At 71.3% G+C, this 14,996-nt stretch carries 18 protein-coding genes and 1 tRNA gene; 14 read left to right on the top strand and 5 right to left on the bottom strand.

Annotated elements, in window-relative coordinates; genetic code table 11:
• Positions 1–295 precede the first annotated feature (295 nt).
• The 13 genes from Prubr_RS14155 (at position 296) to Prubr_RS14095 (ending at position 10,185) form a co-directional block, all read left to right on the top strand.
• Positions 296–484 carry a hypothetical protein gene (locus Prubr_RS14155; protein ID WP_212829001.1) on the top strand — a complete coding sequence of 63 codons (189 nt, stop codon included), beginning with the start codon at positions 296–298 and terminating at the stop codon, positions 482–484.
• Between the two features lie 88 nt (positions 485–572).
• Positions 573–815: a DUF6284 family protein gene (locus tag Prubr_RS14150; RefSeq protein ID WP_212825623.1), complete on the top strand. Its 243-nt coding sequence runs from the start codon at positions 573–575 to the stop codon at positions 813–815.
• A 9-nt stretch (positions 816–824) separates the two neighbouring features.
• Positions 825–1,193, top strand: coding sequence for an RRQRL motif-containing zinc-binding protein (locus Prubr_RS14145; RefSeq protein ID WP_212825621.1), 369 nt, complete (start codon positions 825–827; stop codon positions 1,191–1,193).
• Positions 1,190–2,005: an ABC transporter permease gene (locus tag Prubr_RS14140; RefSeq protein WP_212825619.1), complete on the top strand. Its 816-nt coding sequence runs from the start codon at positions 1,190–1,192 to the stop codon at positions 2,003–2,005. The genes Prubr_RS14145 and Prubr_RS14140 overlap by 4 nt, the downstream gene beginning before the upstream one ends.
• Positions 2,006–2,095: 90 nt before the next feature.
• Positions 2,096–2,557, top strand: a complete 462-nt coding sequence (locus tag Prubr_RS14135) for a DUF3307 domain-containing protein (RefSeq protein ID WP_212825617.1) — start codon at positions 2,096–2,098, stop codon at positions 2,555–2,557.
• Positions 2,558–2,575: 18 nt separating this feature from the next.
• Entirely contained in the window at positions 2,576–2,752 is a 177-nt protein-coding gene (locus Prubr_RS14130) for a hypothetical protein (protein WP_212825615.1), read from the top strand.
• Between the two features lie 90 nt (positions 2,753–2,842).
• Complete coding sequence (locus tag Prubr_RS14125; RefSeq protein WP_212825613.1) at positions 2,843–5,062, top strand: P-loop NTPase family protein; 2,220 nt, start codon at positions 2,843–2,845, stop codon at positions 5,060–5,062.
• A gap of 392 nt (positions 5,063–5,454) precedes the next feature.
• Complete coding sequence (locus Prubr_RS14120; protein WP_212825611.1) at positions 5,455–5,757, top strand: hypothetical protein; 303 nt, start codon at positions 5,455–5,457, stop codon at positions 5,755–5,757.
• Positions 5,754–6,254: a DUF6197 family protein gene (locus Prubr_RS14115; protein WP_212825609.1), complete on the top strand. Its 501-nt coding sequence runs from the start codon at positions 5,754–5,756 to the stop codon at positions 6,252–6,254. The genes Prubr_RS14120 and Prubr_RS14115 overlap by 4 nt, the downstream gene beginning before the upstream one ends.
• Before the next feature lie 29 nt (positions 6,255–6,283).
• A complete protein-coding gene (locus Prubr_RS14110) occupies positions 6,284–7,150 on the top strand; it encodes a bifunctional DNA primase/polymerase (RefSeq protein WP_212825607.1) in 867 nt (288 codons plus the stop codon).
• On the top strand, positions 7,147–8,382 hold the full coding sequence (locus Prubr_RS14105) for a DUF3631 domain-containing protein (RefSeq protein ID WP_212825605.1): 1,236 nt from the start codon (positions 7,147–7,149) through the stop codon (positions 8,380–8,382). Before Prubr_RS14110 ends, Prubr_RS14105 begins: the two co-directional genes overlap by 4 nt.
• A 279-nt stretch (positions 8,383–8,661) precedes the next feature.
• Positions 8,662–8,922: a helix-turn-helix domain-containing protein gene (locus Prubr_RS14100; protein ID WP_425518014.1), complete on the top strand. Its 261-nt coding sequence runs from the start codon at positions 8,662–8,664 to the stop codon at positions 8,920–8,922.
• Between the two features lie 15 nt (positions 8,923–8,937).
• Entirely contained in the window at positions 8,938–10,185 is a 1,248-nt protein-coding gene (locus Prubr_RS14095) for a tyrosine-type recombinase/integrase (RefSeq protein WP_212825603.1), read from the top strand.
• A 101-nt stretch (positions 10,186–10,286) separates the two neighbouring features.
• Here Prubr_RS14095 and Prubr_RS14090 read toward each other — a convergent pair.
• Positions 10,287–10,373: transfer RNA gene (locus tag Prubr_RS14090), tRNA-Ser, on the bottom strand.
• A 75-nt stretch (positions 10,374–10,448) separates the two neighbouring features.
• Here Prubr_RS14090 and deoD point away from each other — a divergent pair.
• Positions 10,449–11,156, top strand: a complete 708-nt coding sequence (gene deoD, locus Prubr_RS14085) for a purine-nucleoside phosphorylase (RefSeq protein ID WP_212825601.1) — start codon at positions 10,449–10,451, stop codon at positions 11,154–11,156.
• 145 nt (positions 11,157–11,301) lie between these two features.
• Here the strand turns inward: deoD and Prubr_RS14080 are convergent, their stop codons facing one another.
• Genes Prubr_RS14080 through Prubr_RS14065 form a run of 4 tightly spaced genes read right to left on the bottom strand, consistent with a single transcriptional unit; the run spans position 11,302 to position 14,814 of the window.
• Complete coding sequence (locus Prubr_RS14080; protein WP_212825599.1) at positions 11,302–12,504, bottom strand: ABC transporter permease; 1,203 nt, start codon at positions 12,502–12,504, stop codon at positions 11,302–11,304.
• Positions 12,501–13,184, bottom strand: coding sequence for an ABC transporter ATP-binding protein (locus tag Prubr_RS14075; protein ID WP_212828011.1), 684 nt, complete (start codon positions 13,182–13,184; stop codon positions 12,501–12,503). The genes Prubr_RS14080 and Prubr_RS14075 overlap by 4 nt, the downstream gene beginning before the upstream one ends.
• Positions 13,185–13,210: 26 nt before the next feature.
• Entirely contained in the window at positions 13,211–14,266 is a 1,056-nt protein-coding gene (locus Prubr_RS14070; protein WP_246568676.1) for an efflux RND transporter periplasmic adaptor subunit, read from the bottom strand.
• Positions 14,263–14,814 carry a hypothetical protein gene (locus tag Prubr_RS14065; protein WP_212825595.1) on the bottom strand — a complete coding sequence of 184 codons (552 nt, stop codon included), beginning with the start codon at positions 14,812–14,814 and terminating at the stop codon, positions 14,263–14,265. The genes Prubr_RS14070 and Prubr_RS14065 overlap by 4 nt, the downstream gene beginning before the upstream one ends.
• Between the last annotated feature and the right edge of the window lie 182 nt (positions 14,815–14,996).

The following is a 14,996-nucleotide window of genomic DNA, read 5'->3' as shown; positions in this document are numbered from 1 at the left end:
CACACCCGCTTGACCTGACTAGCCAGGCAGACCTACGGTCATCTCATCGCACCTGGCTAGCCAGGAACGACAAGTCCGGAAGGTTGTCGGCGTCGGCGTTGCGGCTTCGGCTGCGGCGTTTGCGTACGGACCCCCGCGCGCACGGTCATTGAGAACTGAACAGCGACAGGAAAAGGCGCTCGCGAGGCTGCGAGCGGTATCTGTGCGACGACGCCGGTAGGTCCCGGTCGAGCGTGGCGAGCGGACGGATAGCGAGCGCTGAACCCCTTCCCTGCTACGGAAAGGAGGGCTGCCTGTGCGGCCCTACTACGTCTCCTGCCCGCGCAATTGCGGGGTCGACGTTCGTGACCACAACTCGTCTGGCCTGATCAACGGCGGGTGCGACACCGGCCCGATGGACGACGACCTGATCGACGTGGGCGGCTACCTGTCGTGCGGCTGCCACGGGTCGCAGCGTGACCACACCTGCGGCCCCCTCGACTGATCACCCATCCCACCCTCGGCGCGGCGGCACGGACCACCTCGGTTCATTCCGCTGCGGCTTCCCCATCCCATCGACACGGAGGTTTCCCGTGCGGAACCGTCTCGCCCCCGACGAACCGACCGCCGCCGACCTAGACGCAATCGACCAGGAGTGGCCGGTGATCGCCGCCGAGTTGGACCTGCTCGACGCGGAGATCGCCCTCATCAACGCCGCCGACCACGGCGGTCCAACGCCGTTGGACTGGCGCCGGCTGCGTCGCGCCGAGCACCGCGTCACGCGGGCCGCCGCCGTGATTGGTAGCCCGGTCAAGCCGACCCGCCTCGCCGCCTAGGCGCCGGTCGTGGCCCGGACCCGCGCCGCGTTTCACGACCCGGAAGGCGACCGTTACGGCCTCCCCACCTTCTGGTGGCGAGGTGCCCCGCCCGGCTACGCCACCCGCCGCCAACTCCGCGCCGCCGGCCTACGCCCTGGCGGCCAGCCGATCGCCGCGCAGGTCATGTGGCGCGGTGTCGGCGGTGACCGCGTCGCCTACCTCTACAAGGTCGACCTGGCCCGCCCCAAGCGCACCGCAACCCCCGCCCAACGCGCCGCGATCGACAAGGCGCTGTTGGCCCGCCGTACCTGCTCCACCTGCCACACCGTCCGTTGGTACTTCATCCCGCGCTCGCTCGGCGAGTGCCTTGACTGTGCCGAAGGAGGCACCCCATGACCGCCCCCGCCAGTGCGCACCCGCGCACCGTCGAAGACCTGCTCCCCGACGCGAAAGCCCTGACCGCCAAGCTCGGCAAGACCCCGCCCCGCAACCACCTGATGAAGGAACTGCGGATCGGCGCGCCGAAGGCGACCGCGCTGATCGAACGGCTGACCGCCAAGCCCGCCATCCCGGTCTACGACTACCCGGAACCGATCGGCCCGGACCCGGCACCGACCCCGGCCGTACCCGAGTCCACCACCGAGGTCGCCCCGGACCCGACCCCCGCCGAACCGGCGACGGTCGCCGAGACGTCGCCGCTGGTGGCGGTTGACGGACACCCGGGTTCCAACATCACCACCACCGAACCCGACACCACCCCCGCAAAGCCGCGTGAGCCGCGTCGGCCGGTGGCGTGGCCGGTACTCCTGCTCGCCCTGCCGGCCTTCGTGGCCATCTGGTCCGGGTGGGTCGAACTCGGCGAACTCGCCGGGTTCGGTGTCGTGAACCCGCTGCCGGGCATCTGGGACGACCTGAGCCTGAACACCGCGATCACGCTTCCGATCGGCGTCGAAACCTACGCCGCGTACGCGATGTGGGTGTGGCTGTCCGGTCGGGCGCCGGGCAAGGCTCGCCGGTTCGCCAAGTGGTCGGCGCTCGGCTCTTTGGTCGTGGGTGCGGCCGGGCAGGTCGCCTACCACCTGATGACCGCCGCCGGCATGACCGCCGCCCCCTGGTGGATCACCACCGCCGTCGCCTGCCTGCCCGTCGTGGTCCTCGGCATGGGCGCCGCCCTCGCGCACCTGCTGCACAGCACCGACGAAGCGTGACCCCGCCCGGCGGCACGGCCCAAAGGCCTGAGAAACCGTGCCGTGCCGCCGGTCTCCCCGTCCATCACCTGACATCAGGAGAGACCACCAATGCTCGCAGATTCCCCCGGTCCGGTGGCGACCTTCGCCGCCGTGTTCGCCGCTCTCTACGTCGCTCACCAGGTCGCCGACCACTGGGTACAGACCCAGCACCAGGCCGACTGCAAGGGCCGCCCCGGCTGGGTCGGCCGGATCGCCTGCGCCGCCCACGTCACCACCTACACCCTGACCGCCCTGCTCGCCCTGGTCGCCGTGATGGCTACGACCGGGCTGCGGCTGGATGTGTGGCCGGTCGTGGTCGGTCTGGCGGTGTCGGCGGTGTCGCACTACATCGCCGACCGCCGTACCCCGCTGCGCCGGCTCGCCGAGCTGCTCGGCTCGGCCCGCTTCTACGCCCTCGGCACGCCCCGCCCCGGTCGGGACGACAACCCGTCGCTCGGGACCGGCGCGTACGCGCTTGACCAGTCGTTTCACCTGTTCTTCCTGTTCGCCGCCGCCCTGATCATCGCCTGACCGGAGAGGACCCGAGACATGCAGCAGGTATCGCGAACCGTCTACACCAAGGGCCTTCGTGAGGCGTACGTGCTCATGGACGGCGCCGGCCACTACAGCGTGATCTGCACCGGATGCGGCCTCAACCAGTACAAGGCCGGACTCGCCCCGGCATTGGCGCTGCTGTCCAGCCACGCCAACACCTGCAACCGCTGACCAACCCCTACCGCGCGGTGCGGCCCGTAACCACCAACCGGGCCGCACCGCCACCCCACCGAAACCCGAAACTCTCTGACTGGAGAAGCAATGAGCAGCAACGCTTACCAGCCCGACGACTTCGACGGCCGGATCATCGATGGTGAGGTGGTCGACGCCGAGGTGGTCGACCTGGACAAGGTCCGCAACCGCCGTGCCGGGGCGGGGGGCACCTCCACCGGCCCGGCCGCCGACGACATCGACCCCGACGACGGCGGGGATGCGGAGTCCCTTGACGACGACGCGCCGACGCTCGGTGCGCCGGTTGACCGGGACGACGACCCCGGTTTCACCCCGACCCGTCGCCCGGACCGGCGGGCGATTCTGCCCCGCTGGGCCTACACCATGCGCGGCATCAAGGCCGCGATTCGCTGGCAGCTCAAAGACCTCGGGTACGTGTCCGCGTTCCACGCGGTCCGGCTGCCGAAGTACGCCGGGAAGCTGCTGGTGTGGTGCCCGGTCGGGCTGTTTAAGGGCACGGGCCGTCTGCTGTTGTGGGCCAGTGCCGAGGACGGCAACTACGGGCTTCGGCAGGCTGCCGCTGGCCGTGGTTCGTCGTCGGACATCGACCAGTGGTTGAAGCTCGACGCCCGCCGTCAGCGGCAGGCGACGTGGCGGTGGTGGCTGCTCGCCGCCGGGGCCGGCGCGACCACGACCGCCGGCCTGATCCTCGCCTACGGCCCCGTACCCGAGTGGGCGCCGTGGGCCGCATCGGCGCTTGCGGTCGGACTGCTCGCCCGCGTCGGAAGGCCGGATGACAAGCCGATCACCGACCGGGTGACCGAAGCGACCCGCTACCGCAAGCTCACCGCCGAACTCGTCCGACGCGGCCTGACCTCGCTCGGACTGTCCGGCATCAACTCCGCGGTCGCCAAAGACCCGCGTGCGATCTCGTTTCCGGTCGACATCCACCGCGACGGCCCCGGCCACATCGCCATTGTCGACCTGCCCTACGGCGTCGAAGCCTCCGAGGTCGTTGCCCGGCGGGGCAAGCTCGCGTCCGCGCTGCGGCTGCCGCTCGACCAGGTGTGGCCCGAACCGGCCGACGGACACACCGGCCGCCTCGCGTTGTGGGTCGGGTACGAACCGGCGTCGCAGATGAAACAGCCCGTGTGGCCGCTGCTGTCCGCCTCGGCGAAGGTCGACGTGTTCAAGCCGTTCCCCCTGGCCACCACGCCCCGGCTGGAGAACGTCGACGTCAGCCTGATGTTCCGCAACTACCTGTTCGGCGGCCAACCCGGCAGCGGCAAGACGTTCGCGTTGCGGGACCTGGTCCTCGCCGCCGCCCTGGACGCCCGTACGGAGATCCGGGGCTACGAGTTGAAGGGGGTTGGCGACTTCGCCGTGCTGGAACCGGTCATGACCGAGTACGGCAACGGCTTCGACGACGACACCCTCGCCCGCTGCTTCGCGTTCATCGAGTGGCTATACGAGGAATGCCGCCGCCGGTCCAAGCGCATCGAGCACTACGCCCGGCTCGGCAAGGCACCGGAGAACAAGGTCACCCCCGAACTCGCCTCCCTCAAGGGCTCTGGCCTTCACCCGCTGGTGGCCTGGTTCGATGAGCTGCAAGAGCTGATGACCAGCAAGTACGGCAAAGACGCCGGAGAGATCCTGGAGAAGGTCATCAAGCTCGGCCGCGCGCTCGGCGTGATCATCCTGATCGGTACGCAGATCCCGGACAAGGACAGCCTGCCGACCGGCATCACCCGCAACGTCAACAGCCGGTTCTGCCTGTCCGTGGCCGATCAGACGGCGAACGACATGATCCTCGGGACGTCGTCGTACAAGCAGGGCTACCGCGCCACCGTGTTCCAGCCGGTCGATGAGGCCGGGTGGGGCATCCTGCGCGGCTTCGGCAAACCCGCCTCGGTCCGCTCGTACTACGTCAACACCGACGCCGCCGCCCGCATCGTCACCCGCGCCGTAGCCCTGCGGCAGACGGCGGGGACGCTGCCGACGCCAGAGGAGCAGACGCGTACTGCCGCGCCGGTGGCGGACGTGCTCGCCGACCTGGCGCAGGTGTGGCCGGGCGACGACAAGAAGGCGTGGAACGACACCCTGTGCGGCCTGCTCGCCGAACTGCGGCCCGAGGCGTACCAGGGGTGGGGATCGGCTCAGCTCACCGCCGCCCTCAAGCCGCACCCGATCATCAAGGTCGGTGACGTGTACGGCCGTCTGTCGGACGGCAAGGAAACCACCCGGCGCGGCATCACCCACGACCACCTTCTCAAAGCGATTGCGGAGCGTGACCGAAAGAAGTCGCGCTGACCTGACCGCGCAGCCTGCTAGGCCTAGCACCCCAACCTGCTAGGCCTAGCAGACCTGCTAGCACCCAAACTGAATCATGAGCTGCGGTCTAGTACCTAGCAGCTCACGGCCCCACACACCCTGAAACCCGCTCTGGAGGCCGTTGTGACCCCCCACCTCACCGCTGCTAGCACCCTCGCCACCATCATCGCCGCTGTCACACTCGGTTACGTCCTCGCCTGTACGGTCTGGCCGTTCAAAGCCTGCCGACGCTGCACGGGAACCGGCCGCCGACGGTCCCCGTCCGGCCGCGCGTTCCGGGAATGCCGCCGCTGCGACGGCACCGGCCGCCGCCTACGCGCCGGCCGCTGGCTCTACAACCACTTCGCCCGCATCCACCGCGACGGCACCCGATGACCCGCCGACGCGGTCGGCCGCACACCGACTGGTGCGCCCGCGACCACCGCTGCAACCTCGCCGAACACCGGGCCGAGGAAATCGTCGTCGACCTGCCCGGCCACGGCCGAGCCGTACTCACCCGCGTACAGGTCGACGGCGGTAGCGAGTACGCCGACGTCCGACTCAGGATTGCCCTCGCCCCGGTCGAGCCGACCGCCCGCCGGCAGTTGGGCACGCTGCTCGGCGACCTGCGAACCCTGGTCACCCGGGCCGCGCTCGCCGGTCGGCCCCGGTCGGACATTCGGCGGTCGGCATGAGGGTCCGGCCGACCACGATCCCCGACGTGCTCCGGTACGCCGCCGCCTACATCGGCCGGTACGGCTGGACCCGCGACCACCGCCTGTACGACGCACACGACGGCTGCCAACGCGACTGCCCGGTACACCGCAGCGGCATGTACCCCGCGTCGATCCTCGGCGCACTCCGGTGCGCGCTAGCCGGCCGACCGAAGTGGTACCTCACCACCACCCCGGACGGCACCACCGAGGCATACGCGGCCAGCCTCGACCACCTCAACCACCACCTCAGCAACTACGGCGCGGCCGGCGTGCGCGCCCCGGTCATCCCCTGGTCGCATGCCCCTCGCCGGACGCCGGCCGAGGTGGTCGCCGCGCTGCGGGCCGCCGCCTCAACCGCCTCCGCCCAGCCGTTCGACGGCCCGGCCGGGCTGGCACCGGTCGTGCCGCTGCGACCCCGGACAAGCCGATCGGACAGGCCTACGGCCGGGCTGTTCGACCTGTCCCGCCCCGCCTAGCTCCCGACCACCCGGAACGGAGAAACCTCATGCGCAACCTGCTCGCCGCCGCCCTGGCCTACGCCGAACAGGGGTGGCCGGTATTCATGCTCGGCCGGTCGAAACGACCGGTCGCCAACTGCGACCCGTGCCGCACCGCCGGCACCGACCACCAGCCGGACACCTGCGGTCACCTGACCTGCCACGGCTTTTACGCCGCGACCACCGACCCTCAGCGCATCCGGGAAATCCTCGGCGTGACGCCGGGCGGGTTGCTCGCCATCCGCACCGGAACTGTGTCCGGGCTGGCCGTGGTCGACATCGACCCCCGCAATGGCGGCGCCCTGCTGCCCGACCTGATGCCGCCGACCTACTGCGTCCGCACCGGCAGCAACGGATGGCACCTCTACTACCGCCACCCCCGCCAACCACTGGCCGGCAAGCTCGCCGGACACGACGGCATCGACATCAAGACCGACGGCGGATACGTCGTCGCCCCGCCCTCGATCCACCCCGCAACCGGCAGGCCGTACCGGCAGGCAGGCAACCGGCCCGTAGTCGAGATGCCCCCGCCGCTGCTCGCCGCCTGCCGACCCGCCCCGGTGCCGACGCCGATGCACCCGGTCCCGCCGATCACGGCCGCCGGGGGCGGGGGCATCTCTTCACCGGCCGCGCTACTCAACGCGCACCTGTCCGCGGTTGCCCGCGCACCCGAGGGCCGCCGCCGCACCACCCTCTACGGCGCCGCCCGCGGAGTCGCCCGCCTCGTCGCCGCCGGACTGATCAGCCACACCGACGCACACCACGCCCTCACCCACGCCGGCCGCGCCGCCGGCCAGACCGACCGGGACATCCGGGCCGCGATCCGAGGCGGATTCACCGCCGAACACGTCGCCACCGAAGGGACCGCCGCATGAACACCCCACACCGGGCCATCGAGGGAACCGCGATCCTCGATCGCCTACACGCCACCCTGACCCGCTACGTCATCCTCCCGTCGCCCGAGGCGGTCGACGCCGTAGCCCTGTGGATCGCCGCCACCCACGTTCAGCCTGCGTGGGCACACGCACCCCGGCTGGTCATCCGGGCACCCGAGAAGCGGTGCGGCAAGTCTCGGCTACTCGACATCGTGGAAGGCTGCTGCCACAACCCGCTCATCACCGTCAACGCCAGCCCCGCCGCCGTCTACCGCGCCATCGGCTGCGACGTCCCGCCGACCCTGCTGGTCGATGAGGCGGACACCATCTTTGGCGGCAAGGCCGAAGCGAACGAAGACCTGCGTGGCCTGCTCAACGCCGGCCACCAGCGCAACCGGCCCGCGATCCGCTGGGACGCCGGCACCCAACGGCTGGAGAAGATCCCGACGTTCGCCATGGCCGCGCTCGCCGGCATCGGCGCCATGCCAGACACCATCGAAGACCGGGCCGTCGTCGTCCGCATGCGCCGCCGCGCGCCGGGCGAGAACGTCGCCCCGTACCGGCACCGCCGCGACGGTCCCGCCCTGCGGCAGCTCGCCAACGACCTCGCCGAATGGCTCAACACCCACCTCGCCGAGCTGGAGCGGGCCGAACCGGTCATGCCGCTGGAAGACCGCGCCGCCGACACCTGGGAACCGCTGATCGCGGTAGCCGACCTCGCCGGAGGCGACTGGCCCGACCGCGGCCGGCACGCTGCCGAAGCCCTCACCGCTGAACGCGACGGCAACACCGTGTCTTCGGACCGCATCCGGCTGCTGTCCGACTGCCGGACCGCGTTCGGGCAGTACGACGCGATCCCGACCGCCGCCCTGCTCGACCGACTCAAGGCCGACCCCGAAGCACCCTGGGCCGAATACAGCGCCACCGGCCTGACCCCGATGAAGCTCGGCGCACTGCTGCGCGAATACGACATCCGATCCGACACGATCCGCTTCCCCGCCCCGACCGGGCAGGCCAAGGGCTACCGCCGCGCCGACTTCCTCGACGCCTGGCAGCGCTACTGCCCCGAACCCGAACCCTCGACCACCCCCGAGCCGTACCAGCCGTACCAGCCGTATCAACCCAGCTCAACCCCGGTACGGCACCTCCGCCCGGTACGGCTTGAGCCGTACCAAACGGCCCTTGAAGAGATGCCCCCGCCGCCGGACGCCGACGCAACCGGTACGGCTTGAGCCGTACCACGAAACAAGCCGTACCGCCTCTGACCTGCACTGATACGACTGGTACGGCTGGTACGGCTTCCCCCGCTCCTACCGGCACACCTCGACCAGCAGCCGAGTAACCGGCCCGCTGAGAGCCCCGGAGAGACATCGACGCATAGCCGTACCCCGGCATGCCCGAAATCTTGGCTCTACGGCGCTCTCAGCGGGCCATCCACAGCAACTCTCCCGACCCGCTTCCCGCACCCAGCACACCAGGCCACTCGCAAGCGAAAGGCGCACACGGACGCAATGAGCACCCTGCACACCGCCGCACAGCACACCCCAACCGTGGAGGCCAGAGTGACCACCGACGAAACCCGCGTCGTCCTGACCATCGAAGAAGCCGCACACCGCCTCGGCATCGGCCGCACCACCATGTACGCCCTCGTCATGAGCGGCGAAATCCGCTCCGTCACCATCGGCCGCCTCCGCCGAGTCCCCGCCCGCTGCCTCATCGAATACATCGACAACCTGCTCGACGCCCCCAACCAGCTCAAGTCCGCCGCCTGAAAGGAACCACCAGCTTTGGGACGCAAGCCCGACGGCGCATCCAGCATCTACAAAGGATCGGACGGCTACTGGCACGGCCGCGTGACCGTAGGTGTGAGGGACGATGGCCGGCCGGACCGCCGGCACGTGCAGGCAACGACCGAACGGGAGGTCATCAGGAAGGTTCGTGAGCTGGAGCGAAACCGGGACAGCGGCACGGTACGCAAGCCGGGCCAGCGGTGGACCGTCGAGAAGTGGCTGACTCACTGGGTCGAGAACATCGCCGCCCCCGTCGTCAGGGACAACACCATCGCCGGCTACCGGGTGGCCGTCAACCGGCACCTAATTCCGGGTGTTGGTGGGCACCGGCTCGACCGGTTGGAGCCTGAGCACCTGGAGAAGCTGTACGCGCGAATGATCCGCACCGGCAGCGCTCCCGCTACCGCGCACCAGGCGCACCGCACGATCCGGGCCGCCCTCAACGAGGCGGTGCGCCGGGGGCACCTCATCAAGAACCCGGCAGCCCTGGCCAAGGCGCCCCGACTCAGCGACGACGAAGTCGAGCCGTATTCGGTCGGGGAGGTAAAGCGCCTGCTTGAAGCGGCAGCCACCCGGCGGAACAGCGCGCGATGGGCGGTGGCCCTGTCGCTCGGACTCCGGCAGAGCGAAGCCCTGGGGCTCAAGTGGTCCGATGTCGACCTGATGGCGGGCACGCTGACCGTTCGCCGCGGCCGACAACGGCCACGATGGCGCCACGGTTGCGCTACCCCGTGCGGCAAGAAGCACGGTGGCCACTGCCCTGAGCGGGTCGCGTTGCGAAAGGACACCACCGACACAAAGTCGCGTGCCGGTCGCCGAACGATCGGCCTGCCCGACGAGCTGGTCTCGCTGCTGCACAAGCATCGCGAGGAACAGGCCGTGGAACGGGAGACCGCGGCCCAACTCTGGCGCGAGGGTGACTGGCTGTTCGCCACGCCGACCGGCGACCCGGTGAACCCGCGCACCGACTACACGGAGTGGAAGCGGCTACTCGTCCACGCCGGTCTACGTGACGGGCGGCTACACGATGCCCGGCACACCGCAGCAACCGTCCTGCTGCTGCTCGGCGTACCCGAACGGGCAGTGATCGGCATCATGGGGTGGTCGAACGGGTCGATGGCGCTGCGTTACCAGCACATCACCGCGCAGGTCCGCCGTGACATCGCAAAGCGGGTCGGTGGGCTGCTCTGGTCGGCGGACGACAACGACGGCGACGGGACGGCCGGGGTACCCGCCCGGACCTGAACTGAGACGAACTGAGACTACAACTGAGACTAGCGATCTTGAAACGGCGAAACGCCCGGTTCGTCCTCGTGGACTTGCCGGGCGTTTTGCCTGTTCAGAAGCGGTGGCGGCGGGATTTGAACCCGCGGAGGGCGTAAACCCTCACACGCTTTCGAGGCGTGCTCCTTAGGCCACTCGGACACGCCACCGCCGAGAAGGCTACCTGACGCCCCCGGGACCTGTCGTGGCGGTATCCCCACCACCGACCTGGCAGGATCATGGCCATGAGTACGCACATCGGCGCACAGCCGGGCGAGATCGCCGAGCGGGTCCTGATGCCGGGCGACCCGCTGCGGGCGAAGTGGATCGCGGAGACGTACCTCGAGGATGCCAAGTGCTACTCGACGGTGCGGGGGATGTTCGGCTTCACCGGCCGCTGGCAGGGCACCGAGGTTTCGGTGCAGGGCTCCGGCATGGGCATGCCGTCGGCGTCGATCTACGCCCACGAGCTGATCAACGAGTACGGCGTGAAGTCGCTGATCCGGGTCGGCTCGTGTGGGGCGATCGTCGACGAGCTGAACCTGCGGGACGTCATCGCGGCCAACGGTTCGGCGACCGACTCGAACATGAACCGGGTACGGTTCGACGGCCTGATCGACTACGCGCCGGTGGCCGACTTCGGTCTGCTGCGTACGTCGGTGGAGGTGGCCGAGCGGCGCGGCATCGAGATGACGGTCGGGCCGGTGCTGGCGGCGGACGCCTTCTACACCGACCGGCCGGACCTCTTCGACCGGCTCGCCGACTACGGCGTGCTGGCGGTGGAGATGGAGTCGGCGGCGCTCTACACGATCGCGGCGCGGTTCCGGGCGAAGGCGCTGACCCTGTTGACGGTGAGCGACCACATCAAGCGGGGCGAGAAGACGACGGCCCAGGAGCGTGAGCAGACCTTCGGCCAGATGGTCGAGATCGCCCTGGACACCATCACCGCCTGACCCGCACCCACCCGTCACCCGGGCGCCAGCCGCCGCGCCCCCACACACAAGATCCGCGTGATCAGGGACCTGGAACCCCAACGCGCCGACGACACGCGCGACTTAATCCCTGATCACGCGGATCAAGCGAGAGCGGGCGCGGGGATCAAGCCAGGGTGGAGAGGGCGAGTGTTGGGGGGAGGGTGGCGGCGCGAAGAGCTGGGTAGAGGCCGGCCAGGGTGCCGATCAGCAGCGGGGCGGCCGCACCGCCAGCCAGCGCCCACGGCGGGATCGCCAGCGGCCAGGACTGCCACCAGGCATAGCCGGCGGTCACGGCCAACCCCAGGAGTACGCCGCCGGCCCCGCCGAGGGCCGACAGCAGCAGCGACTCGGCGAGGAACTGGGTGCGTACCTGGCCGCGGGTAGCTCCGAGGGCGCGCCGGAGTCCGATCTCGGCCCGCCGTTCGAGGACCGAGATGACCATCGTGTTGGCGACCCCGACACCGCCGACCAGCAGGGCCACCGCGCCGAGGCCGAGCAGCAGCCCGGTGAACGCGGCGTCGGTCGCCTGCCGGGCGGCGAGCGCGTCGGACGGGCGGGAGACGCGTACCTCGTTCGGGGCCTGCGGGTTGGCGGTGGCGGCGAGCACGTCGCGTACCGCCTCGACCTGGCTGTCCACCGTGCGGGTGTAGACGGTCGTCGGGTGGCCGTCGAAGCCGAGGTACGTGGCGGCGGCCGGCCATCCGACGAGGACGCTGGCGTCGAGTTCGGGCGCGAGCGGCACGGTGGACAGGATCCCGACCACGGTGAACCAGCGGCCACCGACGAGCACCTGCCGGTCCGGGCCGGCGGCGCCGATGCCGAGCCGGGCGGCGGCGGTCGTGCCGAGCACCACGGCGGGATAGTTCGCGGTCGCCGCGTTCAGCCAGGTGCCGCTGATGACATGTCCGCCGACGGTGTCGAGCAGGGCCAGGTCGGCGGCGCGGGCGGCGATCCCGCCGGTTTCGGCGGCCGGGATCCGGTCCGACCGGTAGACCGCCGTCGCGGGGATCTGCCCGGTGGCGGCGACCTGGCGTACCGGCCCGATCCGGCCGATCATCGCGACCGAGTCGACCGGCAGCCGCGCCTCGTCGCCGAGGATCGTGTTGCCGGGGGCGACGGTGAGCAGGTTGGTGCCGAGCGCGGCGAGGGTCCGGTCGAGTTCGGCCCGCGACGACGACGAGATGCCGACGACGGCGACCATGGCGCCGATGCCGATGGCGATTCCGAGCGCGGAGAGGAAGACGCGCAGCGGTCGGGTCCGCAGCCCGGCACCACCGACCCGTACGACGTCGGCCGGGCGCAGCCGGGCCGGCACGAGCCCGCTCACCGGTGCGGCACCGGCGGCCGGGCGACGTCGGAGACGATCCGGCCGTCGCGCATGTAGACGCGGCGGGGCAGGCTGGCCGCGATCTCCTGGTCGTGGGTGATCACGACGATGGTCGTACCGGCGTGGTGCAGGCTGTTCAGCAGTGCCAGGATCCCGGCCCCGGCGGCCGAGTCGAGGTTGCCGGTCGGTTCGTCGGCGAGCAGCAGCGGCGGTTCGCCGACGATGGCGCGGGCGATCGCGACCCGCTGGCGTTCGCCGCCGGAGAGTTGGTGCGGCCGGTGGTCCAGCCGGTGGGCGAGACCGACCCGGCGCAGCGCGGCGGCGGCACGGGCCCGCCGGTCCCGGCGCCGTACGCCGGCGTAGAGCAGCCCGGCGGCGACGTTGTCGACCGCGGGTACGCCGGCGGCCAGGTGGAACTGTTGGAAGACGAAGCCGATCCGGGTGGCCCGCAGGGCGGAGAGTTTCCGGTCGGCGAGGCGGGCGACGTCGTACCCGTCGATGTGGACGGTGCCGGTCGACGGCCGGTCGAGGGTGCCGATCAGGTTCAGCATGGTCGACTTTCCGGAGCCGGAGGGGCCTGCGACGGCGACGAGTTCGCCGGGTTCGATGCGCAGCGAGACGCTGTCGAGGGCGGTGACCCCGCCCGGGTACGTCTTCGTGACCGCGGTGAGCCGGACCACCGGTACGCCGCCGGGTGCGGGTGCGGTCATCTCGGCATCCCCACCCGCTGGCCCTCGGCGAGGTCGGCGCCGGTCACCTCGACCCGGCCGGCCGCGAACAGCCCGGTTTCGACGGCGACGACGCGGGTGGTCGGACCGTCGACGAGTTCGAGGCCGTATCCGCCCTCGGCGAGGGCCAGCAGTGCGGCGACCGGGACGGTCAGTACGTCGTCGCGCCGGGAGGCGGTGAACGCCACGGTCACGGTGGCGTGGTCGGGGCGGGCGAGGGCGTCCGGGTCGTCGCCGGTGACGGTCACCTCGATGCGGTTCTCGCTCGGGGTGGCGTCGGTGGCCGGTGCGACGACGGTGCGTACCGCTGTGATCCTGCCGGTGGTGGTCCGGCCGGCGGGCAGGGTGACGGTGACGGCGGCGCCCTCGACGGCCAGCCGGCCGGCGGCGGCGGGGAGGGTGACGGTGACGAGTCGTACGGTTCCGGTGACGGTGAGCACCGGCTGGCCGGGTTGTGCGGCGTCCCCGACGGCGGCCCGGTGTGCCTCGATCCGGGCGTCGCCGCTGGCGTGCACGAGATGCCCCGGCTCGACCTGGCCGGTCGGCTCGACACCGAGGTCGCGCTGCCAGCGGCGGACCGCGTCCGCGGTCGCCCCGGTGTAGTGGTCGTCGGCGGTGAACCCGGTGTGGCCGAGCGCCCGCAGGTTCCGCTCGAACTGCCGTACGTCGGCACCTTCGACGCCCGGGGCGAGCGTCCGGTAGGCCGGCAACGGGCCGTGCAACAGCACCACCGGTACGTCGTCGACCCGGTAGAGGACCTGCCCGCGCCGGACCGTCCCGCCGACCTCGGCGAGTGCGGTCAGGGTGCCGGTGAGCCGGCCGTTGACGGTCCGGGCGGGGCCGTGGCCGAGTTCTCCGTCGGCGTTCTCGGTGTCGACGAGGGTCTGCCGGGTGATGGTCGCGGTGGCCGGTGGCAGGCCGGCCCGGTCCGGCGTACCCGGGTCCGGTCCGCCGCGAGCGGCGACGGCGGCGATCCCGCCGGCGACCGCGACCACGACGGCGGCTGCCGCCAGCCCGGCGGCCCGGCGGTTCACCGGTCGCCGCCGAGGATGCCGGGGGCGTGCCGCTGGCATTTCTCGGCGGCGGCCCGGACCTTCGGCTCGTTCAGGCTGATGCCGGGGCCGCCGCGGATCGAGCCGTCCGGGGCCGGGTCGGGAAAGTCGGCGATCCCCTCGGCGCGCATGCAGCGGGCGAACTGCCGTAGCCGGTCGAGTTCGGCCGGGTCGGCGTCGGGGATCTCGCCGCCGTCGGGCAGCAGCGGCTCGCACTTCGCCATCGCCGCCTCGACCTTGCCGGGTTCGAGGCCGTCGCCGAACGACAGCGTGATCGGGCCGCCGTCCGGTTGGGGATCGGGAACGTCGACGCCGTTCTCGCGCATGCAGCGGGCGAACGCGATCTCGCGGTCCTCGTCGCTGACGGTGGCGGTCGGTGCCGGGGAATCCGACCGGCCGCCCGGCGCGCTCGACCCGCCGCGGTCCGCGGTCGCCACCTGTCCGTTGTCGTCGGTGGTGCCGCCGCCGCAGCCGGTCAGGGTCAGGGCGAGCGCCGTCAGCACGAGCCCGCCGGTGAACCTCCGCCGCATGTCTGTTCTCCCCGTTCCGGCGGCCGGTGCCGGCGCGCCGCCCGGCCGTGTACGTCAGACGCCGGCGGTTGCCGGCCATCGGCAACATCTGACGGCAGGGGCGGTATCCGGGGCGTAACCGCGGACGTTAACGACGGCGTTATGGCCGGCAGGCGACGGTGGCGTGGTGCCGGGCACGGACA

Origin of the sequence: Polymorphospora rubra, assembly GCF_018324255.1 — a bacterium.
Classification (GTDB): domain Bacteria; phylum Actinomycetota; class Actinomycetes; order Mycobacteriales; family Micromonosporaceae; genus Polymorphospora; species Polymorphospora rubra.
The sequence above is the reverse complement of the archived record's forward strand: the minus strand, read 5'-3'. Positions and strand labels throughout refer to the sequence as shown.